Raw genomic sequence first — 26115 nt, 5'->3', positions numbered from 1 at the left:
TATGTCTCCTGGGTTGACGGTGGTGGGCGGCCGCGCGACCGACCGCCCTGTGCATATCGGATTTTGCTAAAGTAACGCCCGGATCGGACGGAATCCACCCCGGCGGTTACCGCGTCTGTGGGCACGGGGCATTGCGATCCCCCAACGCCACCTGTCGGGCGCGGGCCTGGATGGTGCCGGCCCGGCGCGACACATAGGCGCTGGGTTGGGCCGCCGACCAGCGCCGGGGGGCCGGCAGGATGGCGGTCAGCTGGGCCGCCTGCCGCGCGGTCAGGTCTTCGGCGCCGCGGCCGAAGTGGTGCCGGGCGGCGGCCTCTGCGCCGTACACGCCCGGCCCCCATTCGGCGACGTTGAGATAGACCTCCAGAATGCGGCGCTTGCCCCAGACCCACTCCAGGGGCGGCGTGAGGGCGATCTCGACCGCCTTGCGGACCGGATCCCGGCCCGGCCAGAGGAATACCGAGCGCGCCGTCTGCATGGTGATCGTGCTGGCGCCGCGCAGTCCCTCGCCGGCCTGCCAGGCGCTCCAGGCGTTCCGGATCTCGCGCCAGTCAAAGCCGGTGTGCGAGCAGAACCGCGCGTCCTCGCTGGCGATGACCGACCGGACCAGGGAGGCCGGAGCCTCCTCCAACGGCAGCCACGTCTGGCGCAGCCCCTCGCCCTGGACCACGCGCACCAGCATCAGGGGGGTGACCGGCACCGGCAGCCAGCGGAACGCCACCAGGCCGAGGACCGGCAGGGCGGCGGCCACCACGGCGACGGTCAGCAGCGTGTCGCGAACGCGGCGGCGCCAGGTCGGGCGCGGCCGTCCGGCGCGGGATCGCGAGGCCCGCTTCGGCGTCACCGCTAAAAGGTCTCCACCTGACCGATGCGCAGCGAATGGAAGAAGCCGTTGCCGACCGTGCGCAGGTCGTCGATGTTGCGCAGGCTTCCGCCCGCCGGGGCGTCGCGCTGGTAGCGGTAGGCGTTGTTGAACTTCTTGGGCAGCGTGTTCCAGATCGGCCGGCGCGCCGGGTCGCTCAGATACCGGGCCAGCTCATCGTCGGGCATGGTGTCCCGGGCGATGGCCATCAGATCCCGGGCCAGCGCATGATCCCGGATATGCCCCAGGATGGTGGAAACCTTGGGCGGCACGTGACGGCTGACCGGACCCAGTACCGGCAACAGGTGATCCGGCATGGCGCGCGCGTTTTCAAGGTCATCGGGGTGCGTCAGGAGATCCCAGACCTCGTCGCCGAACACCGGCGTCAGGCGCCGCACGACGTCTGGCGCGATGTTGATGCCAAGCTCCCGGATGAGGGGCAGGGCCGCCGTGTGCTTCAGGACCACGGTTTCGAACACCGCGTCCTCGTGCGCCGAGATCTTCTGTTCGGCGGCGTCGTTCGCCTCCCGCGCCTCGGTCGAGAGCTGCCAGCGGGGTGCCTTGTCGAGTTTGATGTTCTGGCGCACCTCGATGAACGTGCGGCAGACGGTGCGGATCAGGCCGACATCGTCGACGCTCAGGTTGACGAGGGTGTCCAGCATCTCGGCCGACCGCACCCGGGGCAGCAGATGGCCGAACGCGCGCGCCTGGGGCGTGCCCAGACGGGCATAGGTTTCGAGAACGGCGAACTGCCAGGGCTCCCGCAAGGACGGCTTGAGGACCGAGAACAAGCCGTAGCCGGGGTACTCGGCACGGAACTCGTCGGGATCGAGATCGCCCTCGCCGTCCAGCATGGTCTTCAGCGGGGCCATCAGGCGCGACTGCAGGCCACCGCTGCCCTGGCCCTTGCGTTGGCGCCGCTGTTCGCGGGCGGCGCGGGCGCGCCGTTCGGCCCAGGCGCGTTCACGACGCTCGAACAGCAGGCGCGCCGCACCGTGCAGATGCGCCCGGACCACCTGATCATAGCTGCGGTTGCACGGCGCGATGGGCTGGTCGCGGTCGGTGACGGTGCCGTGCCCGTCGGCGCGCTGGAAATAGGGGCTGAACTCGGCCACGTCGCGCAACTGCCACGCCAGTTCCAAAAGGGTCGGCACATGGGCCGGCCGCTCCCGCATGACGTCGTCGACCCGATCCAGGCCGCCCACCATCTCCAGCACATCGGTCCGGCCGGCCTTGCGCAGCGATTTCAAAAGAAGCTCGAAGGCTGCTTGCGCCCTGGGGCGCAAGGACGGGGCGGAGCGCCGATCGCTCTCCCCTCGGCCGTCCGGCGCGGTGGCGAACCGCGCCCGATTGTGTCTGACGTGCTGCGTTCCAACCCCGTGCGTCATGCGTCGTCCGATCCTCGATCGCGGTGGTGCTCCTCGCCGATGGTGCCGTCGCGCACCGTGTCAACGACGGCATCGGCGAGATTACGCCATGTCACGTCACCCGCCTGCCGTGCCACCAGTGTCGCGGACGCGCTATCCCAGATCAAGCAGGCGTGGCGCGCGGTCAATGATTTCGTTCAGGATCCGTTCGGCCTGATGGTGCTTGGTCAGCGTGCCTTGCGGCAGTTTGCCGGAAAACCGGTCCTGCGCCAGGATCGCGTGGGCGTCGTGCAGGGTCTTGATCTCGCGCAGGAACACCTCGCGCGAGCCGAGCGGCAGGTGTTCCTGTTCCGAGATTGCCCGCAGAAAGGCGAGAGAGCATTCAAGCAGCGTCCCCCACAGCAATATCGTGTGGTCGTCGAACGTATCGCGCCTCGGCTGGCGCAAGCCCTCCGGCAAGCCGTCGATGCGCCGATCGATCACGATCATGAACGCCAGGCATTCGGACGTCAGGTTGCGGGTGCGCGCATAATCGATGAAGCGGGGCGGGTTGTCCTCGTCGGCCTCCAGGATGTGGCCGATGTCGGACAGGGTTTCGATGCGGCGGCGCAACGCATCCAGAAACAGGTCAAGGTCCGCAGCCTGCTTCTGGGCCGTCTGCGACCGCCGCTCGTGCAGTATGTCCGCGCGGTGTCTCTCGCGTTTGTCGCGGATCCGATCCGGTTCGTCCAAAAGGTCCATCCCTCACGTCTGTCGCCATGGCTCCGCCCCCCGGATCGAGGGACTCTACTCCGTGCCTCGGGTGGACGAAAGGGATCGTGTCGGCGAGAACGGCGGACATCGGGATTCGTCGCCTCGGCCCGGCGCGGCGGGCCGGCACATCAGGCTTCCCACGGCGAGACGAAACGCGTAAGACTCGCGGTAAGACTGCGCGGGCGGACCCCATGGCAACAGCGTTCCCGGACGAATCCGCTGTCGAATCCGGTGATCCGGATGGTATTCTGGCCTCTACACAGGCCGATCCCGCAGGTGCGGTCGCGGCCCGCGAAACCACGGCGGATGACAATGGGACGGACGAACCGCGGGGCGGCGCGTCCCCCGGCGCCCTCACCAGGACGGGCGGTGAGGATCTCGGAGCACGGGATACGATGATGGGATTGCCAAACGGGCCAAACGGGGACGAGTCGGCGCGAACGGTGGCGTCGAACGCGGGTGCCCCGGACACTGAGGCGGTCGGCCCCGCGCCGGCGGGCCTGGTCGAGGCCGACGAAGACGCCGGCGACCCGAACGGCGCGCCTGGCGCCGATCTGGTCGAGCCGGACATCGGGGACGACAGCGAGCCCGACAGCGACACGTCGCAGGCCGACGGCCTGAAGGTCGTTGGGATCGGCGCCTCGGCGGGCGGCCTGGAGGCACTGCGCCCCTTTGTCGCCAACCTGCCGACGCAGTCCAACATGGCCTACGTCGTCGTCCAGCACATGGCGCCGCAGTACCGCTCGATGCTGGTGCAGTTGCTCAGCCGCGAGACCAGCTTGGCCATCAAGGAGATCGAGCACGGCTCGCCGCTGGAGCCGAACACCGTGCACATCTGCCCGCCCAACAAGGACGTGCGGCTGATGGGGGATCGCCTGATCCTCAAGGAGCCCTCGGCGCCGCACGGGCCGAAGCCCTCGGTCGACGTGTTCTTCTCAACCCTGGCCGACGGCAAGGGGCCGAACGCCATCGGTGTCATCCTGTCCGGAACCGGCAGCGACGGCTCGCAGGGCGTGCGCGCGATCAAGGCCCACGGCGGCCTGACGGTGGCGCAGGTGCCGAACACCGCCAAGTACGACGGAATGCCGACGGCGGCGATCGAGACCGGCTGCATCGACCTGCGGCTGGCGCCGCACGAAATCGGTCCGGAACTGGCGTCGATCGTCCGCTTTCCGCGCGCCGTCATGCTGGCCGAGGACGATGCCGACCATACCGACGACACCATGGGCAACATTTTTCAGCTGGTGCGCGAGCGGACGGACATCGACTTCTCGAAATACAAGCCCAGCACCATCCGCCGCCGCCTGGAGCGGCGCCTGGCCGCCAACCGCATCGAGACGCTGGACGCCTACCTGGAGTTCGTGAAGCGCAACCGCGACGAACTCAACCTGCTGACCAAGGACATCCTGATCTCGGTGACGTCCTTCTTCCGCGACGATAAGGCGTTCTCGGAGGTCGACCAGATCCTGGGCGAGATCATCGGCGCCAAGCAGCCGGGCGAAAGCCTGCGCCTGTGGATCCCGGGCTGCGCCACTGGCGAGGAAGCCTATTCGTTCGCCATGCTGCTGGCCGACCGGCTGTCCGGCAACCCGCGCGGCCTGAAGACGCAGATCTTCGCCACCGACGTGGACCTGGACGCCATGGCCCATGCCCGGCGCGGCATCTATTCGGAAACCACCGTCGAAAGCCTGGACCGGCGGTTCGTCAAGCGGCATTTCGAGCCCATCGGGCAGGCGTTCCAGGTGCGCAAGGAAATCCGCGATATGGTGGTGTTCGCACGCCAGGATCTGGCCAAGGACCCGCCGTTCGTGCGGGTGGACCTGATCAGTTGCCGCAACCTGTTGATCTATTTCGACGCCGCGTTGCAGGACCAAGTCCTGCGCACCTTCCACTACGCACTTAACCCCGGGGCCTATCTGTTCCTGGGCAAGTCGGAATCCCTCGGCCAGAACACCGAGTTGTTCCGCCCGATCAAGTCGCCGTCGTCGAAGATTTTCAAGAAGCGCGCCGCGCAAGGCATGGTGCACGCCCTGCCGCCCTTCGGCTCCTTGCGCGCGCGGATGCCCGAATCGGGCGGGCGACAGGCCCCGCAGCGCAGTCAAGAGACGGTCGAGTCCCTGGCCCTGCGCACGTTCGTCAGCGCCGCGATGCCCCCCAGCGTGGTGGTGGACGAGGGTCTCGACATCCTCTACCTGCACGGCGACGTGTCGCTGTTCATTGTCATTCCCCAGGGCAAGCCGGACCTGAACCTGGCCCGCATGGTGGTCAACGACCTGCGAACCGAGTCACGCGCCCTGGTGCACAAGTGCCGCAATGAAGGCGCGCAGGTGGCCGGCACCCGCCGGACCCTGCGGCCGGAGGGGCGGACGCCCGTGTCGGTCCGCGTGGTGGTGCGCCCCATGGGGGCATCGGTCGACCACGACGCCTTGTTCCTGGTTTCGTTCGAAACCGTGGAGCCGGGGCCGGACCTGTTGGCGTCCGCTGAGGACGGCGGCGAGGCTGGCACCGTCTCGGCTGGGCGCGAGGCCGATCTGCGCGCCGTCGAACTGGAACAGGAACTGGTCGCCACCCGAGAGCACCTGCAGACGGTGGTCGAGGAACTGGAGACCTCGAACGAGGAACTGCAGGCCCTGAACGAGGAACTGCAGGCGGCCAACGAGGAACTGCAATCCTCGAACGAGGAACTGGAGACCTCGAACGAGGAACTGCAGTCCACCAACGAGGAACTGACGACCGTCAACGAAGAGTTGCAGATCCGCACCACGGAGCTGGCGGACGCCAACTCCGACCTGATCAACATTCAGGACAATATCGGCTTTGCCATGGTGGTGGTGGACAGCTATTTCCGCATCACCCGCTTCACGCCACCAGCAGTGCGCCTGTTCGGGCTGCTGCCGTCCGACGTCGGCCAGGTCATCACCACCATCCCCACCCACCTGGGCCTGAAGAACCTGCGGGAGCAGTTGAACACGGTCGTGAACCGCGACCAGGGCGTCGAGGAAATCCTGGAGACCGACGATCGGGTCTATCGGATGCGGATCATGCCGCACCACAACAACCAGGGGGATACCGACGGCGCCATCCTGGCCTTCATCGACGAGACCGAGAGCCGCGACCAGCAGCACAAGATCTATCAGAACGAACAATGGCTGCGGCTGATCACGGATTCGGTGCCAGTATCCATCACCTATGTCAACGAAGACCAGAAGGTCACCTTCTGCAACCGATACTTCTCCGAAACCTTTGGCCTTGATCCCGACAGCGCCGTTGGCTCGCAGGTGGAAACCCTGCTCGGGCGGGCCAACCATCGGCGCCTGCGCGACGCCCTGCGCTCGGCGCTCGAGAACCGTCTGCAGTCCGGCGAGGCGCAACTGCATCTCGCGCGCGGCGAGCACCGCTTCATGGCCTATCACATGGTGCCGCATTGCGACGAGGTCGGGCGGGTGCTCGGCGTCTTCATGCTGCTGACCGATATCGACGAGATCAAACGGGCCGAGGCGTCCCTGCGCAACGCCAAGGAGCTGGCGGAGGAGGCCAACCGGGCCAAGTCCGATTTCCTGGCCAACATGAGCCACGAGTTGCGCACGCCGCTCAATGCGATTCTCGGCTTTTCCGAGATCCTGTCGCACGAGTTGTTCGGCGAGATCCTGAGCGGCGAATACAAGGAATACAGCCGCATCATCCACGAAAGCGGCCAGCATCTGCTGAGCCTGATCAACGACATCCTCGACCTGTCGAAGATCGAGTCCGGGCGGATCGAACTGCACGAGGAGCCGGTTGATCTCTACCAGACCATGGAAACGGTGCTGCGCCTGGTGGGCGAACGGGCGCGCAACGCCCGGGTCGACCTGATCGTCGACCTGCCGGCCGATCTGCCGCATATCATGGCGGACGCGACTGGCGTCAAGCGCGTGCTGATCAACCTGCTGACCAACGGCATCAAGTTCACCGAGCCGGGCGGGTCGGTCACCATCACCGGCGCGCTGACCAAGCGCTGGTTGACCCTGGGCGTGGCGGACACGGGCATTGGCATCTCCCAGGCGGATCTGCAACGGGTCTTCGCCCCGTTCGAGCAGGTGGACGGGTCGCTGGCCCGCCGCTCCGACGGGGTCGGCCTTGGCCTGCCCATCACGCGCTCGCTCATGCGCCTGCACGGCGGCGACATCAGCCTGTCGAGCAAGGAAGGAGAGGGGACGACGGTGATCGTCCGCTTCCCGCGCGAACGGGTGATCGAGGACCAGGCGGGCGGCGATGACGACGGGACGGGCGAAGGCGACGGCGAGGGCGACAGCGAGGGCGACAGCGATCTTGCCCCCGCAACCGTTCCCGGCGACTGAGGGCCTGGCTTGGCGGCATCCGGGCATGACCAGCCCCCGAACCGGGAAAGGCCTTGTCAGCCCGGCCCGGCCCCTGATACGACCACGCTCTGTGGAGGTCCGTCCCGGTCCCGTGTCACGCGGGCCCGAGCGAAGCGGATCGAGTCACACGCGTCCGCCCTCGGTCAGCAAGGGAACGGCTGGACCCATGAGTCGCCTCGTCCTCGTTCTGCGTCACCCCGACCTGAAAAGCCTCTACGACTATTGGCTCGGCCTGTGCCGGGACGAGACGCCGCCGATGGCCGACGACGTCGATCCGGCGGACCTGCGCCCCTGGATGGGCCATCTTGTGGTCATCAAGGTGGACCCAGGAAAGGGCGAGGCGGGGGCGTCGTACACGTACTCATTCTACAGCCAGTTCTTCGCCGGCCGGTTCGGCGACGACAAGGCTGGCCAGTCCGTGGACATGCTGCCCGACGGGCCGCGCGATATCATCCGCGCGGAATACGACCGGGTGGTGCGCGAGCATATTCCCGTCTCGCGCGTCTACACGGCCGATTTCGACGGCCTGACGCAGACCTGGGAGCGCTTGGTGCTGCCGCTATTCAATCTGGAAGGCGTGGTCGACAAGCTGCTGGTGGCGGCCTACGAACTGCCGCGCTGATCGGCGTCTCGCGGCTCCCCAAATTCGGTTCTGGCATCCAAAGGCACGGCGCCTGCCGCCTGAACCCCCTCCCCACCTCCCCCATAAATGGGGGAGGAGTCAGGCAGGCACCTTCCGGCGAGCTGGAGAGTAGACCGTAAAGAGGGTGCCGGCCGGACTCCCTCCCCGTTTACGGGGAGGGTTGGGGTGGGGTCTTGCGCTGCGACGTGCGAAGACGATCGACCGGCCCCACCCGGGCGCCGCGCCGTCACTGCGGCGGCGGCTCCGCCATCAGGGCGCCGATCGGCGTGCCGTTGACCAGAACGCCCTGCTCCGGCGTGATCTGGATATCGTAAACGTGCGTGCCGGGCGTGCTGACCCGGCCCATGCCACGCAGCCCCAGCAGCATTAGCAGCGGTTCCTGCATCGAGGGACCGGTCTGCGCCTTCTCCTGCAACAGGAGCATGGTCTCGTCCAGACCCCGGATTGCCAGCGAGAACTCCCCCACGACGCCCTCAGGGTCGGGACTGCGCACGGTCACCGCGCCCCCCCCCTCGACGCCGTAGATCGGCGCCTCAACGCCCAGGCCGTCCAGCGTCAACGTTGGCTGGTGCTCCGCCAGCAGGTCCATGAGCGCCTGGGTCATGACCGCGTCGGCGGCCTGCGGGTCGGCCGGCGTGGTCATCGCCTTGCGGCTCACCTCCGGCAACGGCAGGTCGGCGCCCCGCAGGTCGAGCGACGCGGCGGTGGGGATGATCTCCGGCGGAACCTCCTCGGCGCCGCCCGGCCCGATATCGAACTCGGCCATGTCGAAGGTCAGCCGCGCGTCGGTGGCCGGCTCGTTGGGGCCGGCCTTGTCGATCTCGAACGACAGGCGGGCCGAGCGCAGCCCGCCCATGGGGTTGAATTCGCTGCCCAGGGCGATGTCCTCGAGCGCGATGTCCAGCCGGCCGCCGGCCACGGCCATGGTGTCGGCGATGGCGGCCACGTCGGCGGGGTCGGGCATCCCGTCGGCCGGGGCGGTCGGGTCCAGGGGCGCGGCGTCGGCCTCGATGAACAGCACGAGAAGCTCGCGCAGCGCCCGCAGGTCGGCGCCTTCCGTCATACTGTCCACCGTCGCCGAGCCCACGCTCACCGGCAGCCCGAGGGAGGGGTCGTTGATGACCAGGTCCTGCACGTCGAGCCGCGCGGGGCCATCGAGGAGTCCCTGGTCGTCCTCGTCCCAGCCGCCGCCGATCGAGGCGCGCTCGACGGAGAACACTGGCATCCGCCCCTCGCGAACCGACAGGCCGGACAGGGACAGCTTGGTTTCGGACTGCCCGATCGCCATGTCGCGCACCAGGCTGATGGCGCCGCGCAACAACTCTGCCTCGGCCTCGGGCGACATCGCCTGCGCCTGCGCGTCGGGGCCGGTCGGCAGCGCGGCGGCCACGTCCATGGTTTCGGCGAAAAAGGCGCGCATCCGCGCCACGTCCAGGCCCTCGCCCTCCGAGTCGAGGCGCAGGGCGCCCAGGTCCACGGCCACCGGCATGTCGGGGCCGCGCGTGCGCAACCCGTCCAGCGTCACCACGGTGCGGCCGTGCGGCGTCTCGCCGATGGGCTCGTCGAATTCGAAATCCATGCCGATGGCGTCGATGGTCACCGATTCCTTGGGGGAGAGATAGACCTCGATGCCGCGAAGACGGGTGGTCGAGTGGTTGTTGCCCAGCTCGTTCTGGCCCATCAGGCGAGCGGTCGTCTTGGTGATCTGTTCCAGGGTGGGCAGGCGGTCGGCGGCAGCCATCAGGCGGATCACCTCCAGCCAGGCGCCCGGCACGCCGCTGTACTCGGCGTCCGACCGTAGCGAGTCGATGGAGATCGTCGCATCGTGCTGGCCGCGCGCGGCCCCAAGGGTATCGGCGGTCAGGGCGATCTCCGCCTCCAGGGTGCCGTCGTCGGCGATCCTGGTGTGCGACCGCGCGGAGCCGGCCGCCAGGGAAATCATCAGCGGTTCGCGCATGTCGTCGTCGATCTGCGCCGACAGCTCGCGCAGCGTCAGGGTGTCCCGGCCCAACTGCGGCACGTCGGGATCGATCTCGCCCTGGACCTCCAGCGTCGCCATCGTCAGTTCGGCGACCGGGCCGCCATCGTGGTAGATCGTCACCGGCCCAGGCACGGTGGCGCGGTACGACACACCGCCGGTGTCGGCATCGGCGGCGTCGACCACGACGTCGCCGAAGCGGATCACCACCGGCTCGCCGGCCGCCGTTCCCGCGCGCATGGTCAGGTCGACGAACAGCACGCGGGCGCCGCCGTCCGGCATCTCCCTGGCGGTGATCGGGCCGTCGGTGGCGATGATGTCGCCCTCGATCAGGGAGCCGAGCAGGCTCAGCGTCCCCACCACCCGCTGGCGCACAAGATGGGCGATGCGGCCGAGCCCCGTGCTCGGGTCGAGGGACCTGTCGAGCACCGGCAGCGGCGGCATGTCGGCCTGCAGGGCCGGCGGCTTCTCGTCAGCCACCGACGGGGCGGGCGAGAGGATCATGGCGCAGCCCAGCATGAGGGCCGTCGCCACGGCGGTCAGCCGGGCCGACGGGTTGCCGGCGAGGCGGGCACGGCCGGAACGGCGGCGGAGGGACGGAGCAGTGCGGCGCATGGCAACCCCCTGTGGGAACCCTTGTGGGAACGCGGTGTCGGCGGGCGAAGACCGCCGGATGGGCCGCATGGTAACCCGATCGCCGGGGTGCGCCAATGACCGCCGCCCGCGAACGCGGGGCTCGGCGCCCCGATCGAACCAAGGATCACCGAATCGTCACGACCGCCCGGCCCAGGAGGTCTCGCGGTCGGTGTCGGGATCACGCGCCGCCACTTCCAGGCGTTCCTCCAGCGCCTGCGCCTCCTGCTGCTTGCGCCACAGCGCGGCATAGCGGCCGCCCAGCGCCAGAAGCTCCTGGTGGGTGCCGGACTCGGCGACGCGGCCCTCGTCCAGCACGACGATGCGGTCGGCGTCGATGACCGTGGACAGGCGGTGGGCGATCACCAGGGTGGTGCGCCCGGCCGACACCTGCCGCAGCGCCGCCTGAATGTCCTTTTCCGTATGGCTGTCGAGCTGGCTGGTGGCCTCGTCGAACAGCAGGATCGCCGGGTCCTTGAGGATCGTCCGCGCGATGGCCACGCGCTGTTTCTCGCCGCCCGACAGCTTCAGGCCGCGCTCGCCGACCATGGTGTCATACCCGGCGGGCAACATGCGGACGAAATCGTGCAGCGACGCCAGCTTGGCCGCCCGCTCGATCTCGTGCGGGTCGGCCTCGGGATGGCCGTAGGCGATGTTGTAGCCGATGGAGTCGTTGAACAGCACCGTGTCCTGCGGCACCACGCCAATGGCCCGGCGCAACGACGCCTGGGTGACCTCGCGCGCGTCCTGGCCGTCGATGGTCACCCGCCCGCCGGTGACGTCGTAGAAGCGGTACAGCAGGCGACCGATGGTGCTCTTGCCGGCACCGGAGGGGCCGACGATGGCCACCGTGCGGCCGGCCGGCACCTCCAGGTCGATGCCGCGCAGCACATCGCGGTCCGGCCCGTAGGCGAAGCGCACCCGCTCGAAGCGAATGGTGCCGCCGGTCACCGTCAGGTCGGGCGCGTCCGGCTTGTCGGCGATCTCGGGCGGCTGGTCGCGCAGCGAGAACATGATCTCCATGTCCACCAACGCCTGCCGGATCTCGCGGTAGACCATGCCGAGGAAGTTCAGCGGGATCGACAACTGCATCAGGTAGGTGTTCACCAGCACGAAGTCGCCCGGCGTCATGGTGCCGGCGACGATGCCGCGCCCGGCCATGGCCATGATCACCACCAGGCCGGCGGCGATGATGGCGCCCTGGCCGATGTTCAGCACCGACAGCGAGCTGTGCGACTTGACGGCGGCGTTCTCATAGGCCGTCAGGGCGCGGTCGAAGCGGCGCGCCTCGTGCTCCTCGTTGCCGAAGTACTTGACGGTCTCGTAGTTCAGCAGGCTGTCGATGGCCTTGGTGTTGGCCTCGGCGTCGTGCTGGTTCATGGTGCGCCGGAACTCCAGCCGCCACGTGGTCACGGCCAGGGTCCAGGCGATGTACAGCGCGATGGTGACGACGATGGCGGCGGCGAAGGTCCAGTCGAACATCCACCACAGGATGGCGCATACCATCGCCAGTTCGATCAGCGCCGGCCCGGCGCGGAAGGCGAACAGCCGCAGCACCACCTCGATGCCGCGCGTGCCGCGCTCAATGACGCGCGACAGGCCGCCGGTCTGGCGGTCCATGTGAAAGCGCAGCGACAAGGCGTGCAGGTGGCGGAAGGTGTCCAGGCCGACCACGTGCATGGCGCGCTCGACCACGCGGGCGAACACCAGGTCGCGCAGCTCGTTGAACAGGATGACGCCGACGCGGGCGAGGCCGTAGGCGAGGATGGCCAGCAGCGGGATGGCCGTGACGGTCGCCGGCACCGACAGGGCGTCCACCGCCTCTTTGTAGAAGATCGGCACATAGACCGTGGCCACCTTGGCCAGCAGCAGCAGGACCATGGCGGCGACCATGCGCGCCTTCAGGCGCGGTTCGCCCTTGGGCCACAGGTGCGGCAGCAACCGGCGCAACACCCGCCCGTCCCCCCGGATGCCGTCGGGCGTCTCGGGCGGCATCGATGTCGGGTGCTTTCTCACGGGCGGGGCTTTCCGGGGGGAGGGAGACGGCGGACCGGCGCGGGCCGGGATCGGCGCGGCCGCTCATGGTGCTTGTCTACCTAGTCCCCGTCGGGGGTTGGCGCAAGACAGTGGGGCGGTTTGGGGCGGCGGTGGGCGGATTCGGCGCCGCCCCCCATGGCGCTGCACCCCCTCCCAACCTCCCCCATAAGTGGGGGAGGAGCAGGCTCACTCCGCCGGCACATAGGTCCCGACGGGTTGCGGTTCGGTGCCGGGGGGGCAAGCGTACCTCAGTTCCATAGCGCGAGGTGGGTTTCCCACTGGTTTGTAGGCAAAGTTACTGTCATCAAGCGCTCGTAGTTCGGAAACCCGTTCTATAATGTTAGATGAGAAACCGTGACCTATTTGCCAACATGACCAAGCGTGTATGTCACCCATTTCTTGTGGGAATTTTGTATTGGCATTGCCAATGGCTGAAGAAAATTGTTCCTGGGTCAAACCGGATGCCGCCGAAAAATCCGCGTCCTTAGCTAAGACAAAACCGAGATCGGCGTGGCGCAAGTCCGTTTCATAAAAGACTGTCCCGGACAAATTTGTTGCAAATAATCTCGCTTGTAGGAAACCCGTATTCGTGAACTCCGCACCTGTTAAGTTTGAGGCTCTTAAGTCAGCGCCAGAAAAGGTCGAATTTTGTATGCGTGAAGTCGCAAAATCAGACTTATACAATTCTGCTTCAAAAAAAATCGTTCGATATATTGAAGATGCGATAAACGAAGCTCCAGACAGTTCCGCATGACCAAAGTCAACATCATTTATTCTTACGCCATCAAAGACAACTTCGTCCATAGTGGCCGATCTGAAGCTGCAGTTACTTATATGTGGTATTTGAGGGTGTACAGATATAGAATCATCTGAAAAAAAGTTCGCCCCGTATAAGTTTGCTCCTTCAAAACTGACGTCATTCAATCTGTAAAACTTGAACTCTGTTTGCCGGAGATCTGCGGCCCGGAAATCTGTTTTCCAAAGCACTGCCCATTGTAATTCTGCTTTGTCTAGTGTAGCATATCCAAAGTGCGCAGAAGATAAGTCTGCATGTTGAAGATGTGCGCCGGACAGGTTGGCACCCTCAAGAATGGCCTCGCTTAAATCCGCATATTCAAAGCTGACGCCACGTAAATCAGCGCCCGCGAGGAAAGAACCTCTAAGATTTGCCCCCCTGTAGATCAATGCCCCTTAGATCAACGTAGGGCAGCCTTCTTATTTGCTCTTGCCTTTCTAGATGCCAGTCGCCCGAAAACTGTGTATTTAACCTATACAATAGCAAGACGCAAGGTCCATCCATTTCCCTTATAGCCTTGTCAATTGAGTTGCCTTCCTTGATATCATCGATGGTTTGAGGGAACAGTACGGAGGGCAAATACTCTTCGCACCATGCTTCGTGGTATTGATAGTAATCATGCTTTTTAATTTCATTCACATCACCTAGCTCAGCGCAGAACTGGGCAGGTATGTTTTTTCTGTCACACCATTTATCTCGAAATAACAAGCGCGCTTCTTTGTGGTTTCTCCAATCTGGCGGCTTGTCGACCAGTTCAAGATTTTCCAGGTTCGCAGTAGCTACTTTCCAAAATCTTACATTCAGGAATTGGTCTCCGAAACTGGAACGGGATGCCCCAACAAAAAAAACAGAAACCATCGCTACAGTAGGAATTAAAGCAATCGCCACTCTTTTCAGTAAGTTAGCCCCTCTATTATTGTTACCTCCAATATTTTTCAATATAAAAGCGCTTCCTATACTAAGGGACGTTGCAACAATGAGGCAAAATCCAATTAGTGATGTCAGAACGACATTGTGCCCAACCATAGAGCGCCACCAAAGAAACGCTAGAAGAGTAGGTGTTGCCGTAAAGGTCAGGAGCAATCCAACTACTTTGAAAAAATAAAAGAAGGGATTGCGCCAATCTCTACAATCAGACCGGGCGCTGAGCGCAATATCATTTATTAGCCAAGGAAAAATCCGCTGACCAAGAGGTTTTCGATCGATAGCGTGTGGCGCTTGGCCAATCTCACGCCACAATTGCATGAGGTGGTAGTGTAGGTTGGAATGCAGGGTTGTGACCAAGAAAGGAGTAATCAGCAAGAAACCTAATGTAGAGATGTCCACGTTGATCAGTGGCAACTCGGTTCGCCGGCGCCCCACTAAGAAGTCTGCGTCTTCGAATTCTACTATGGTGAGCCCAACGAACGCCAGAAAGGCCATCAGGCCTAGCCAGTTGTTGCGGGCGCCGCGCGACAGCGCGTCGATGCGCGCCATCAGGCGTTCGTTCTCGTTGGGGAGCACAGAGACTCGCGCCGGTGTCCGCACCTTGCGCCGGAAGGAATGAATGCCGCGTCGGCTGCCCCCCGCCATCGATCCGCCCCTCTGCCGCCGTCCCACACGTCAAAGTCTCAACCCCCCCGCCTCTGCTGTCAACAGGGCCAACCATCCCCCTTGCCCCCTGCCGTCCGGGCGTGCTTCGATCCGTGGATGCCGTTTCCCGACCGACCGCCCCGCGCCATGTCCCATTTGTTTGCCCCGCCGCCCCATGGTGACCGCCGCCGTGCCCGCATCGGCCTGCTGGGCGGGTCGTTCAATCCGGCGCACGAGGGCCACCGGCACATCAGCCTGATGGCGCTGCGCCGCCTCGCGCTCGATCAGGTGTGGTGGCTGGTCTCGCCCGGCAATCCGCTCAAGACCGGCCAGCCCATGGCGCCGCTGGCCGAGCGTTTGGCCACCGCCCACCGCGAGGCCCAGCACCCGCGCATGGTGCCCACCGATCTGGAGGCGGCGCTCGGCACGCGCTATACCTACGACACGGTCCGTGTCCTGCAACTGCGGTTTCCCCGAGTCCGCTTCGTCTGGCTGATGGGCGCCGACAACATGATGCAGTTGCCGCGCTGGGAGGCATGGGACGCCCTGATGAAAACCGTTCCGGTTGCGGTTTTCGATCGGCCGCAGTATTCTTTGGTGACGGTCCGGGCGCAGGCGGCGCGGCGATTCGCGGCGCATCGCCTGCCGGCTCGGGCCGCGCGCCGGCTGGCGGATGGTCCGCCGCCGGCCTGGGTGTTCCTGCCCATTCGGCGGCACGGGGCCTCGGCCACGGCCATCCGCGAGGGGCGGGGATGGCCCGCGTGAGGACGGCCGGGCACCGTGGTGGCGTTGCGGGCACGGCGAGTCTCATTTCGCCAGGAAAGGACCGAACCATCTCGACCGCATTTGTCGATCCGACGACCCTGGACCACATCGTCGAGACGATCGAATCCAGCTTGGCCGACCACAAGGCCGAGGACGTGGTCCGCATCGACCTGAGGGGCAAGAGCGACTACGCCGATGCCATGCTCATCGCCTCCGGCCAGTCGGCCCGCCATGTGGGCGCCCTGGCCGACCACCTTGTCGAGGCGCTGAAGGCCGAGGGCCAGCGCCCGGCCGTCGAGGGGGCCACCCAGTGCGATTGGGTGCTGATCGACGCCGGCGACGTGGTGGTGCACCTGTTCCGGCCGGAGGTTCGGGCGTTCTACAACCTGGAAAAGATGTGGGGGGCGCCGGCACCGGCGCTTCGGCCCCGCGTTGCCGGGTCGCCCGGGATGATGGCCGGCGCCGTGGTTGGAGCCGCGCCGCTGATGATGGTGGCGTCGCGCTGATCGGCGCCGCCGCTGATGATGGTCGCGTCGCCCTTGCGGGCGCAGCTTCGGGACAGGCCGTGTGAAGCTGCTGTTGATCGCTGTCGGGCGCGCGCGCGCGGGCGCCGAGGCCACGCTGCTGGGCGCCTATGCGAAACGCTTGCGCTGGCCGCTGGACGTGCGCGAGGTCGAGGAGCGACGCCCACTGGCGGCCACCGAGCGGACGGCGCGCGAGGGCCGGCTGCTGCTGGGCGCGGTGCCGGACGGCGCCCACGTGGTGGTGCTGGACGGCGGCGGGCGGGCGCTGTCGAGCGAGGCCTTCGCCGCGCACCTGGGGGCGGTGCGGGACCGGGGTGTCCGCGCGGTGGCCTTTCTCGTTGGCGGGGCCGACGGCCACGACCCGGCGGTGCTGGACCGGGCCGACCTGACCCTGTCGCTCGGCCCCATGACCTGGCCGCACATGCTGGTCCGGCCCATGCTGGCCGAACAGCTCTACCGCGCCCAGGCGATTCTGGACGGCCATCCGTATCATCGGGGGTAGCCGTCCTGGGTGCACGCCGGCCGTTCCTACCGTGTCACGTCCACCACAAGACGCCCGCGCACCTGCCCAGCCATCAGGCGGCCGGCGGCGTCGATGGCCTCTGACAGGCCGACCTCCTGGCTGAGGGCGTCCAGGTGGGCGGCGTCGAGGTCGCGCGCCAGCAGCTCATAGGCCGCCAGCCGCTCCGGCTTGGGCATGTAGACGCTCTCGATGCCGCACAGCTTGACGCCGCGCAGGATGAACGGCGCCACCGAGGACGGCAGGTCCATGCCGCCGGCCAGGCCGCACGAAGCCACGGTGCCGAAGTACTTGGTCTGCGACAGCACATTGGCCAGGGTGTGGCTGCCGACGGCGTCCACCGCGCCGGCCCAGCGTTCCTTGCCCAGCGGCTTGGCCGCGTCGGCGTACTCGGCGCGGTCCATGATGTCGGTCGCACCCAGGCCCTTGAGGTAGTCGGCCTCGCCGGTGCGGCCGGTCAGGGCCACCACCTCGAACCCCTGCTTGGCCAGCAGGGAAATGGCCACACCGCCGACGCCGCCGCTGGCGCCGGTGACCAGAACGGGTCCCTTGTCTGGCGTCACGCCCTGACGCGTCAGTTCCAACACCGCCAGCGCGGCGGTGTAGCCCGCCGTGCCGATGGCCATGGCCTGCGCCGGGGGGAAGGCGGCGGGCAGTGGCACCAGCCAGTCGCCCGGCACGCGGGCCACGGCGCCCAGGCCGCCCCAGCGGGTCTCGCCCAGGCCCCAGCCGTTCAGCACCACGGCATCGCCCGGCTTGAAGTCGGCATGGGCGCTGTCGGTGACCGTGCCGGCGAAGTCGATGCCCGGGATCATGGGCCAGGACCGTACCACGGGACCCTTGCCGGTGATGGCCAGGCCGTCCTTGTAGTTCAGCGTGGAATGGCTGACCGCGACGGTGACGTCGCCCTCGGGCAGGTCGGCCTCGTCGACCTCGGTCACGGCGGCGCTGGTGGACTTGTCCTCGTTGCGGGTCAGCAGAATGGCCTTGAACATGCGGTCTCCTCCCGGGATGGCTGGTTTGTCGTTTGCGCCACCTTTACCAGCCCGGCCCGGGGGCCGTCATCCCTCATCGGGCCTTCGCCCGCATGGCCTGCCTCAGCGGATCCGTTGCAGGATCAGGACGCAGTCGGGGCGGTCGATCTGCTGTTGCACGCACAGGGAATGGGTCAACTGCAACGTGGCCGGCTCCAGCAGGCGCCAGACCCACAACTCGCCAGGGGGCTGGGGTCCCCGATTGCCTTGGTGCGTGTCGTAGTGCTCCCGCACCTCCAGGCGCAGCCACTGGCCCTCGGTGAACCACACGCCGGCGATCCAGGTGTAGCCGCTGGACGGGCCCACTTGCAGGCCAAGCGACTTCTGAAAGGTGCCGTCCGGATTGAACAGGTATTCCATGCCGATGAGGGCGCCGCTGGACGGATCCATGCCCTGGCCCTGCCATGCGCCGACCAGCTCCTGCTGCGCCTGGGCCTGGGCGGGTCCGAGCCACAGGGCCAGAGCGAGACTGACAATGAGTCGCAAAGCCGTCGCCTGACCGGCGGCGCTCACCGATGTCCCAGGCATCCGCGTGTCCCCCTTGCCCGACGTGATCCGGTGGCGCCGATACATGGCCGACCGTCAGGACAAGAGTGGGCGCGGAATGGGACGCGAATGAGGCGCAGAGGCGGGACCGTGTGTCTCAGCTTTTCGCCACGTGCACCGGGACGGGCTCCGCGGCCAGCGGCTCGCGGCCCCGGATGACGTCGGCCAGCTTCTCGGCGACCATGATCGTCGCCGGCGTCAGGGCGCCGGAAACAAGGCTGGGCATGATCGAGGCGTCGATCACCCGTAGGCCCTCGACGCCATGCACGCGGCCCTGGGTGTCGACCACGGCCATGGGGTCGCTGTCCGGCCCCATGGCGCACGTGCCGGCGGGATGCGCGGCGCTCTGCACGCTGCGGCGCACCCAGGCGTCGATGTCGTCGTCGCTGGTCACGTCCGGGCCGGGGGCCAGTTCACCGTCGTTGAACGGGGCGAAGGCCGCCTGGGCCATGATCTCGCGGGTCAGCTTGACCGCCTCGCGCATCTCGCGCCGGTCGCGTTCGGTGGACAGATAGTTCACCTGCACCCGCGCCCGGTGCTCCGGGTTGGTCGAGTAGGGCACGACGCGCCCCCGGCTTTCCGGCCGCAGCAGGGCGACCTGGGCCTGATAGCCGTGCATCGCCTGCAGGCCGCCGGCGTCCGGGGCGGTCACGCCGGGCATCATCTGGATGTGGACGTTCGGGTGCGGCTCGCCGGCTTCGGTGCGGATGAAGCCGCCGGCCTCGACATGGTTGGTGGCCCCCAGGCCGGTGCCGCGCGTGGCCCATTCCAGGCCGATGGCCGCCCTGCGCATCAGGGACTGCGTGCCGTGCAACGTCTGCGGCGTCTTGCATCGGTACTGGAGGTGCACCTCCGGGTGGTCCTGCAGGTTGGCGCCGACCCCGGGCAGCGCCGAGACCACGGGGATCTCCAGGTCCTCCAGGATCCGCGGGTCGCCGAGGCCCGACAGCATCAGCAGCAGGGGCGAGTTGATGGCACCCAACGTGATGATGATCTCGCGGTTGACGCGCAGCTTGCGCTCGCCCTTGGGGGTTTCGACGTCAACCCCCATGGCCCGGCCCTTGCTGTTGAACAGCACGGTGCAGGCCAGGGTGCGGCTCAGGAACGACAGGTTGACCCGGCGCAGCACCGGCTTCAGGTAGGCATCGGCGGCGGAACAACGCCGGCCCTGGCCCACGGTCATGTCCAGCGGCCCGACGCCGTCCGGGTGCTCCCCGTTCAAGTCGTCGGAGCGGTCGTATCCGGCCTGCTGGCCGGCCTCGATGAAGGCGTCGTACAGCGGCGTCCAGCGGCTGCCGCGCGTGACCTTCAGCGGTCCGCCCCGGCCGTGATAGGGGCTGTCGCCGATCTGCGGGAAGTCCTCGGCCTTCTTGAAGTACGGCAGGCAGTGGGCATAGCCCCAGGTCGGGTCGCCCGTCTCGGCGGCCCAGCGTTCATAGTCCAGGGCATGGCCGCGCGCGTAGACCATGCGGTCCAGCGAACTGGACCCGCCCCACACCTTGCCGCGCGGCAGGGCGATGGCGCGGTTGTCGGCACAGGGTTCGGGTTCGGTGCGGTGGCCCCAACTCGCGGCGTTCAATCCGCGCGGCGCGGCGACGGTCGCCGGCATGTGAAGGGCGGGATTCCAGTCGCGGCCGCCGGCCTCGACCAACAGCACCGAGACGCCCGGATCCTCGCTGAGACGGTTGGCAAGAACGCATCCGGCCGAACCGGCGCCGATGATGATGTAGTCATAGCTGCCAATGGGGGTGGTCATCAGTAGGGGGCCTCCGCGCGACCGGTTCGACAGGGATGCTCGTGCGCCGGGGGACGTGTTCGGTGGCGGTGCGCCCGCGCCCGGTCCCCGCAAGAGCGTCAGGGAATACCGCGACACGGCAGCGCGCTCAAGCGCGCGTGCGGGGGGCTGTGCGGAGGTGCGGGGACTTGGGTCGCGTTCTGCCGGCGGGCGTGGCCGATTCTTATTGCGAGGGCGAAGTGTCGGGCGGACAATCATCTCGGGGGGCGCCCGTCCACACGGGGCTGAATCGCCATGATACCGCGGACCGACATCGGGGAACGGAGCACGCGCCATGGATCACGACCGCCGCGACTTGCCGCGCTGGCATCTGTCGGAAGAGGCCACACTCATTCTGGACTCGGACTATGACGTCCGCTGTCCGTTGCGAGACATTTCCGGATCCGGTGCCGCCGTGACCACGGACCTGAAGCCAGAGGCTGGTGACGAGGCGATCATTTACGTGCGCTCGCTGGGGCGCTTCAGGGCGAAGGTCGCGCGCGTGGGCGACGACCACGTGGCGTTCCGGTTCCTGATCGAGGACGAACGCCAGATCATCCTTCTGGAGCGTCTGGAGCGCCGTCTTCTGCAGCAAGAGCAGGAGGGCGGCCAGGCCAAGGGCGCCGATCTCGAACCGCTGGCGCACTGAACGCAGAACGCGCAGAACGCCGGGCGACGCGGCGCGCCTCTTGCCCCGCCGGCGGTGGGTCTCCACGTGACCGGGAGCGATCCGTTGCGACTCGGCCCCGTTTCGACTCGGTGAGGAGGCCGCACTCCATGGGCCTGTTGATTGATGGCGTCTGGCACGACCAGTGGTACGACACGCGCTCCACCGGGGGCCGGTTCCAGCGCCAGGACAGCGCGTTCCGGGATTGGGTCTCGGCCGACGGGTCGACCCGCTTTCCCGCCGAGGCTGGGCGGTATCATCTCTATGTCTCGCTGGCGTGCCCGTGGGCGCACCGCACCCTGATCTTCCGGGTCCTGAAGGGGTTGGAGGACGCGGTGTCCGTGTCGGTCGTCGATCCGCTGATGCTGGAGAACGGCTGGGAGCTGCCCGAAGGGGCCGACCCGGTCAACGGCGCCCGGTATCTGCACGAGATCTATACGCGCGCCAAACCGGACTATACAGGCCGGGTCACCGTGCCCGTGCTGTGGGATCGAACGACCGGCACCATCGTCAGCAACGAAAGCGCCGACATCATCCGCATGTTCAATCACGGCTGCGGCGATCTGGCGTCGGGACCGGATTTCTGCCCCCAGGCGCTGCGCCCGCGCATCGACGAGGTGAATGCGTGGCTCTATGACACGCTCAACAACGGCGTCTACAAGGCCGGATTCGCCACCACCCAAGAGGCCTACGAGGAGGCCGTCGTCGCGCTGTTCGAAACACTCGACGCTCTCGACCGCCTGTTGGCGACGCACCGCTATCTGGCCGGCGAGGTCCTCACCGAGGCCGACTGGCGCGCCTTCACCACCCTGATCCGCTTCGACGCCGTCTATCATGGGCACTTCAAGTGCAACCTGCGGCGCATCGAGGACTATCCGCACATCGCCGGATACTTGCGCGAGCTGTACCAGGTGCCGGGTGTGGCGGCGACCGTGGACATGACGCACATCAAGACCCACTACTACGGCAGCCACGGGACCATCAATCCGACCGGCATCGTGCCGCTGGGGCCGGTGGTGGACTACATGACGCCGCACGGGCGGGAGCGGCTGAGGGCGGCTTGACGGCCGCGCCCCGGCCCTGTCTGATCCGCGCGTCGGAGTCGGGCAGCAGAGGGCGACCGTTGTGGCAGGCGAAACCATCACGTTTGACGATTTCCTGAAGGTGGATGTCCGCGTCGGGCGCGTGCTGTCCGCCGAGCCGTTCCCCGAGGCACGCAAGCCGGCCTATAAGTTGCGCATCGACTTCGGCCCGGAGATCGGCGAGCGCCGCTCGTCCGCCCAGATCACCGAGCACTACACGCCGGAGACCCTGGTTGGCCGGCAGGTCGCGGCGGTCGTCAACTTCCCGCCCAAGCAGATCGGCCCGTTCAAGAGCGAGTGCCTGGTGCTCGGCTTCACCGACGCCGAGGGCAAGGTGGTGCTGCTCGGCCCCGACCAGGACGTGCCCCTGGGCGGGCGGATGCACTGACGGCGAGGTGAGTGGTGCTCCCCTGGCTCGCGCTTTTGTTGGTGTTCCAGTTGGCGGGGGAGGCCGTGCGCCACGCCCTGGGCCTGCCCGTGCCGGGGCCGGTGATCGGGATGCTCGGGCTGCTGCTGGCGCTGGGCGCGCGCGGTGCCTGGGGGCGCGCGGCCGAGGCGGTGCCGGAGGGGCTGGAGCGGGTGACGTCGGCCTTGCTGGGCCATCTGTCGCTGCTGTTCGTGCCGGCCGGCGTGGGCGTGATGACCCACCTGTCCCTGCTGGCCACCGAGGCGGTGCCGCTGGCCGTGGCGCTGATCGGCAGCACCCTGGCGGCCATCGCGGCCGGCGGGGTCCTGATGGTGCGGCTGGAGCGGCGGCCATGATCGACGATCTGTCCGACATCTGGGTCTATCTGGCGCGCGACCCGCTGTTCGGCCTGACCCTGACCATCGTGGCGTATCTGGCCGCAGACCGGGTGTACCGGCGCCTAGCGATGCATCCGCTGGCCAATCCGGTGCTGTGGTCGGTGATCGTGCTGGCCGGGGTGCTGTGGGCCACCGGCATTCCCTATGACCGCTATTTCGAGGGCGCGCAGTTCGTCCACGTGCTGCTCGGCCCGGCGACGGTGGCGCTGGCGGTGCCGCTGTACCGGGCGCTGGGGACGCTGCGGCAGAGTTGGCACGGCATCGCCCTGGCCCTGCCGGTGTCGGTGGTGGTGGCCTCGCTGGGCGCCGTCGGCCTCGCCGTGTTGTTCGGCGCCGAGGACGTCTCGGTAGCGTCCGTGGCGCCGAAGGCGGTGACCACGCCCATCGCCATGGGCATCAGCGAACGCATCGGCGGCCTGCCGTCGCTGACCGCCGTGCTGGTGATCCTGACCGGGATTCTCGGTGCCGTGCTGGGGCCACCGCTGCTGACCCTGCTGAAGGTGCGCGACCCGAAGGCGCGCGGCATCGCCCTGGGCGCCGCCGCGCACGGCATCGGCACCGCCCGGGCCTTCAACGAAAGCCCGGAGACCGGCGCCCACGCCAGCCTGGCCATGGGCCTGGCCGGCGTGCTGACGGCGGTGCTGTTGCCGCTGGTGTGGTGAGGGGCCTTACGCCGGGTCGACGTAGCCGACCACGCCTTCGTAGGTGAAGGTGTTGTTGGCGTCGACGACCGAGTCCTTTTCGGTCTCGCTAGCCGTGTAGAAATGGGTTTGGGTTTGCGTATTGTAGAACCGATGCAGGGCCACGTCGTTGCTGTCGGGGTCCTCGTGGACGTGGTAGGCCACGCCTTCATCATTGAATTGCGGTAGGGTCTCGTTCACGCGCGCCCGCTCCGTCTCGCTGGTGGTGTAGAAGTGCGTGCCGGTGCTGGTGTTATAGAAACGGAACAGCGGCGTGGAGTCGGGGTCCGATTCCGGTGTGCTTTGATAGGCGACGCCTTCGTAATCGAATTGAAGGTAGTCTGTGGCAACGTCCTGCGCTTCGTCGAAGGTCCCCGAGTAGAAGTGCGTGCCTGTCGCTTCATTGTAGAAGCGATAGATCGCGTCCTGGACCTCCTGCGGCAGATCGTCCGGCCCATCGGCAAAGGTCGGCAGGCCGTCGCCGCCCTCGAAGTCGATGCTGTCGTCAAAGTCCTCGGTGGTGCTGAGCGGATGCTGGCCGTCCGCCGGCAGAATCTGCACGCCCACATCGCCGAAGTTGAGGAAGGTGCCGAGACCGAGCTGGTCCACCCCGACCACCGGGTCGTACAGGGGCACGCGGGCCGCAGCCTGCACCGATCCGGCGCCAATGCCGCCAATGGTCAGCGTATCCTGCGGCTCGAAATCCGTGATCTGGATAATGCGGGCGAAGTCGTCCAACACCGACGGCACACGGAGGTCGACGATGTCGATTGTGTTGTCCGGTGGATCGCCGATGACGCTGGCGCCGATGACGTAGTGATCGGCACCGGCCTGGCCGCTTTGCCGGAGGTCGCCGTCGCCCTTGATGAAGGCGACGATCTGGTTTGCGGCCATGGACTCAAGCACAACCAGATCGTCGCCGGGACCGCCGGCCAGGGCGGGCGGTGTCCCATAGGCGCCGCCGTTTCGCACCGTGACCTGGTCTGATCCAGCGGCGCCGAAGGCCGAGCCTCCGTCGACCGTGATGACGTTGTTCCCCGGGCTGCCGATGACCTGCTGTGCGGCGCCGTCCCAGCCCTCGGTATCGCCGACGAGCTGGTAGACTCCGTTGCTGATCTCGATCGCCATAGTGTGCCTCCCTACAGGGTTTGCGTGGTGTAAGCGTCTTTCCAACCAACGGGACGTAATAAGTAAGAAGAGTCATGGCAACCCAATCAAAGTTAAAGACGATAGAAACGATTTATGTATGTCATTTTCCTGCACGAAATGTGTGGAATTTAACTTTTCCAAGCGCTGATACCGGTGCGCATATTTTGACAATTTTCGACTGAGGTGCTCCCCTGTCACCGGCGATCATGCAACGGTGGCCGCGTCAGAGCAGAGACCGAGCCGCACGGCACCGGCCGCGCCCCTTTCCCTGTTGACCCCACCCCGCCCGGGGCCTATGACCGTCGGCGGGCCACGACCCCCCAACGGGTCGCAGCCCTTCTGCAAGGAAGGGAGGCAACATGACCGCACCGCAGAAACCGGCCACCCGGCCGTCGAACCCCAATTTCTCCTCTGGTCCCTGCGCCAAGCGCCCCGGCTGGTATCCCACCGCCCTGGCCGACGCCCTGGTGGGCCGCTCGCACCGCTCCAAGCCCGGCAAGGCGCGCATCAACGACGTGATGGCCAAGAGCCGCGCGCTGCTCGGCCTGCCCGACGACTACCGCATCGGCATCGTCCCGGCCTCCGACACCGGCGCCGTCGAAATGGCGCTGTGGTCGATGTTCGGCGCGCGCGGCGTCGACCTGCTGGCCTGGGAAAGCTTCGGCGCCGGCTGGGTGACCGACGTCGTCAAGCAGCTCAAGCTGTCCGACACCCGGACGCTGGATGCGCCCTACGGCGCGCTGCCGGACCTGTCGCGGGTCGATTTCAACCGCGACGTGGTGTTCACCTGGAACGGCACGACCTCTGGCGTGTGCGTGCCGAATGGCGACTGGATCCCGGCCGACCGCGACGGCCTGACCATCTGCGACGCCACCTCGGCGGCCTTCGCCATGGACCTGCCGTGGGACAAGCTCGACGTGACGACGTACTCCTGGCAGAAGGTGCTGGGCGGCGAGGCCCAGCACGGCGTGCTGATCCTGTCGCCGCGCGCGGTCGAGCGCCTGGAGTCATACACCCCGCCGTGGCCGCTGCCGAAGATCTTCCGCATGACCAAGGGCGGCAAGCTCAACGAGGGCATCTTCAAGGGCGAGACCATCAATACGCCGTCCATGCTGGCGGTCGAGGACGCGCTGGATGCCCTGAACTGGGCCGAGCAGATCGGCGGCCTGCCGGCGCTGATGGCGCGGACCCGAGCCAACCTGACGGCCGTCGAGGACTGGGTCACCCGCACCGACTGGGTGGATTTCCTGGCCGGCGATCCGGCGTCGCGCTCCTCCACGTCGATCTGCCTGAAGGTCGTGGCCGACTGGTTCACCGCCCTGCCCGAGGACGCCCAGGCCAAGGCCGCCAAGCGCATGGTGGCCCTGCTGGACGAAGAAGGCGTGGCCTTTGACGTCGGCGCCTACCGCGATGCGCCGGCCGGCCTGCGGCTGTGGGGTGGGGCGACGGTCGAGACCGACGACATGGAGGCCCTGCTGCCCTGGCTCGACTGGGCGGCGGCGACCGTTCAGGCGGAGATGGCCAGCGCCTGATCCCGGTTCCGTATTCCCAAATCCCAGCGGCATGACGAA

At 67.0% G+C, this 26115-nt stretch carries 22 protein-coding genes; 11 read left to right on the top strand and 11 right to left on the bottom strand.

Annotated elements, in window-relative coordinates:
- Nucleotides 1–106 precede the first annotated feature (106 nt).
- From mtgA to Q0309_RS17655, 3 genes are all read right to left on the bottom strand, one after another.
- Complete coding sequence (mtgA, locus tag Q0309_RS17665) at nucleotides 107–844, bottom strand: monofunctional biosynthetic peptidoglycan transglycosylase (protein WP_299444438.1); 738 nt, start codon at nucleotides 842–844, stop codon at nucleotides 107–109.
- A gap of 2 nt (nucleotides 845–846) precedes the next feature.
- Complete coding sequence (locus Q0309_RS17660) at nucleotides 847–2250, bottom strand: hypothetical protein (protein WP_299444436.1); 1404 nt, start codon at nucleotides 2248–2250, stop codon at nucleotides 847–849.
- A 132-nt stretch (nucleotides 2251–2382) separates the two neighbouring features.
- The gene (locus tag Q0309_RS17655) at nucleotides 2383–2970 is read right to left on the bottom strand and encodes a hypothetical protein (protein WP_299444434.1); all 588 of its coding nucleotides are present in this window, start codon (nucleotides 2968–2970) and stop codon (nucleotides 2383–2385) included.
- A 407-nt stretch (nucleotides 2971–3377) separates the two neighbouring features.
- On the opposite strand from Q0309_RS17655, the gene Q0309_RS17650 reads away from it, so the two are divergent.
- Together Q0309_RS17650 and Q0309_RS17645 are read left to right on the top strand one after the other, a co-directional pair.
- Nucleotides 3378–7319: a chemotaxis protein CheB gene (locus tag Q0309_RS17650; RefSeq protein ID WP_299444432.1), complete on the top strand. Its 3942-nt coding sequence runs from the start codon at nucleotides 3378–3380 to the stop codon at nucleotides 7317–7319.
- 187 nt (nucleotides 7320–7506) lie between these two features.
- Nucleotides 7507–7962, top strand: coding sequence for a PAS domain-containing protein (locus tag Q0309_RS17645; protein WP_299444430.1), 456 nt, complete (start codon nucleotides 7507–7509; stop codon nucleotides 7960–7962).
- Between the two features lie 247 nt (nucleotides 7963–8209).
- Here the strand turns inward: Q0309_RS17645 and Q0309_RS17640 are convergent, their stop codons facing one another.
- The 4 genes from Q0309_RS17640 to Q0309_RS17625 all read right to left on the bottom strand — a co-directional run bounded on the left by Q0309_RS17640 (nucleotide 8210) and on the right by Q0309_RS17625 (nucleotide 14903).
- Nucleotides 8210–10576: a hypothetical protein gene (locus Q0309_RS17640; RefSeq protein ID WP_299444428.1), complete on the bottom strand. Its 2367-nt coding sequence runs from the start codon at nucleotides 10574–10576 to the stop codon at nucleotides 8210–8212.
- Between the two features lie 156 nt (nucleotides 10577–10732).
- Nucleotides 10733–12589, bottom strand: a complete 1857-nt coding sequence (locus Q0309_RS17635) for an ABC transporter ATP-binding protein/permease (protein ID WP_299444565.1) — start codon at nucleotides 12587–12589, stop codon at nucleotides 10733–10735.
- A gap of 228 nt (nucleotides 12590–12817) precedes the next feature.
- On the bottom strand, nucleotides 12818–13816 hold the full coding sequence (locus tag Q0309_RS17630; RefSeq protein ID WP_299444426.1) for a pentapeptide repeat-containing protein: 999 nt from the start codon (nucleotides 13814–13816) through the stop codon (nucleotides 12818–12820).
- Complete coding sequence (locus Q0309_RS17625) at nucleotides 13791–14903, bottom strand: hypothetical protein (RefSeq protein ID WP_299444424.1); 1113 nt, start codon at nucleotides 14901–14903, stop codon at nucleotides 13791–13793. The genes Q0309_RS17630 and Q0309_RS17625 overlap by 26 nt, the downstream gene beginning before the upstream one ends.
- Before the next feature lie 243 nt (nucleotides 14904–15146).
- Here Q0309_RS17625 and Q0309_RS17620 point away from each other — a divergent pair, with 243 nt between their 5' ends.
- The 3 genes from Q0309_RS17620 to rlmH all read left to right on the top strand — a co-directional run bounded on the left by Q0309_RS17620 (nucleotide 15147) and on the right by rlmH (nucleotide 16790).
- Nucleotides 15147–15764 carry a nicotinate-nucleotide adenylyltransferase gene (locus Q0309_RS17620; RefSeq protein ID WP_299444423.1) on the top strand — a complete coding sequence of 206 codons (618 nt, stop codon included), beginning with the start codon at nucleotides 15147–15149 and terminating at the stop codon, nucleotides 15762–15764.
- On the top strand, nucleotides 15752–16270 hold the full coding sequence (rsfS, locus tag Q0309_RS17615; protein ID WP_366940659.1) for a ribosome silencing factor: 519 nt from the start codon (nucleotides 15752–15754) through the stop codon (nucleotides 16268–16270). The genes Q0309_RS17620 and rsfS overlap by 13 nt, the downstream gene beginning before the upstream one ends.
- Nucleotides 16271–16331: 61 nt before the next feature.
- Complete coding sequence (gene rlmH, locus Q0309_RS17610) at nucleotides 16332–16790, top strand: 23S rRNA (pseudouridine(1915)-N(3))-methyltransferase RlmH (protein ID WP_299444421.1); 459 nt, start codon at nucleotides 16332–16334, stop codon at nucleotides 16788–16790.
- A 26-nt stretch (nucleotides 16791–16816) separates the two neighbouring features.
- Here the strand turns inward: rlmH and Q0309_RS17605 are convergent, their stop codons facing one another.
- The 3 genes from Q0309_RS17605 to Q0309_RS17595 form a co-directional block, all read right to left on the bottom strand.
- Nucleotides 16817–17803 (bottom strand): MDR family oxidoreductase, encoded by a 987-nt coding sequence (locus tag Q0309_RS17605; RefSeq protein ID WP_299444419.1) that lies wholly within the window; start codon nucleotides 17801–17803, stop codon nucleotides 16817–16819.
- A gap of 102 nt (nucleotides 17804–17905) precedes the next feature.
- On the bottom strand, nucleotides 17906–18370 hold the full coding sequence (locus Q0309_RS17600) for a hypothetical protein (protein WP_299444417.1): 465 nt from the start codon (nucleotides 18368–18370) through the stop codon (nucleotides 17906–17908).
- Nucleotides 18371–18485: 115 nt separating this feature from the next.
- Nucleotides 18486–20144, bottom strand: coding sequence for a choline dehydrogenase (locus Q0309_RS17595; protein WP_299444415.1), 1659 nt, complete (start codon nucleotides 20142–20144; stop codon nucleotides 18486–18488).
- Nucleotides 20145–20457: 313 nt separating this feature from the next.
- On the opposite strand from Q0309_RS17595, the gene Q0309_RS17590 reads away from it, so the two are divergent.
- From Q0309_RS17590 to Q0309_RS17570, 5 genes are all read left to right on the top strand, one after another.
- Entirely contained in the window at nucleotides 20458–20811 is a 354-nt protein-coding gene (locus Q0309_RS17590; RefSeq protein WP_299444413.1) for a PilZ domain-containing protein, read from the top strand.
- A gap of 128 nt (nucleotides 20812–20939) precedes the next feature.
- Complete coding sequence (locus Q0309_RS17585; RefSeq protein ID WP_299444411.1) at nucleotides 20940–21893, top strand: glutathione S-transferase family protein; 954 nt, start codon at nucleotides 20940–20942, stop codon at nucleotides 21891–21893.
- A gap of 61 nt (nucleotides 21894–21954) precedes the next feature.
- A complete protein-coding gene (locus Q0309_RS17580) occupies nucleotides 21955–22299 on the top strand; it encodes a tRNA-binding protein (protein WP_299444409.1) in 345 nt (114 codons plus the stop codon).
- A gap of 14 nt (nucleotides 22300–22313) precedes the next feature.
- On the top strand, nucleotides 22314–22673 hold the full coding sequence (locus Q0309_RS17575; protein ID WP_299444407.1) for a CidA/LrgA family protein: 360 nt from the start codon (nucleotides 22314–22316) through the stop codon (nucleotides 22671–22673).
- Nucleotides 22670–23377 carry an LrgB family protein gene (locus tag Q0309_RS17570; protein ID WP_299444405.1) on the top strand — a complete coding sequence of 236 codons (708 nt, stop codon included), beginning with the start codon at nucleotides 22670–22672 and terminating at the stop codon, nucleotides 23375–23377. The genes Q0309_RS17575 and Q0309_RS17570 overlap by 4 nt, the downstream gene beginning before the upstream one ends.
- 6 nt (nucleotides 23378–23383) lie before the next feature.
- Here Q0309_RS17570 and Q0309_RS17565 read toward each other — a convergent pair whose 3' ends face one another.
- Nucleotides 23384–24523, bottom strand: a complete 1140-nt coding sequence (locus tag Q0309_RS17565) for a hypothetical protein (protein WP_299444403.1) — start codon at nucleotides 24521–24523, stop codon at nucleotides 23384–23386.
- A gap of 380 nt (nucleotides 24524–24903) precedes the next feature.
- On the opposite strand from Q0309_RS17565, the gene Q0309_RS17560 reads away from it, so the two are divergent.
- Nucleotides 24904–26076, top strand: coding sequence for a phosphoserine transaminase (locus Q0309_RS17560; RefSeq protein WP_299444400.1), 1173 nt, complete (start codon nucleotides 24904–24906; stop codon nucleotides 26074–26076).
- Nucleotides 26077–26115: the final 39 nt, after the last annotated feature.

It is taken from the genome of uncultured Rhodospira sp., from assembly GCF_937138205.1.
Classification (GTDB): domain Bacteria; phylum Pseudomonadota; class Alphaproteobacteria; order Rhodospirillales; family Rhodospirillaceae; genus Rhodospira.
Note: the sequence above shows the minus strand (reverse complement) of the source record. Positions and strands in the feature narration are given on the sequence as shown.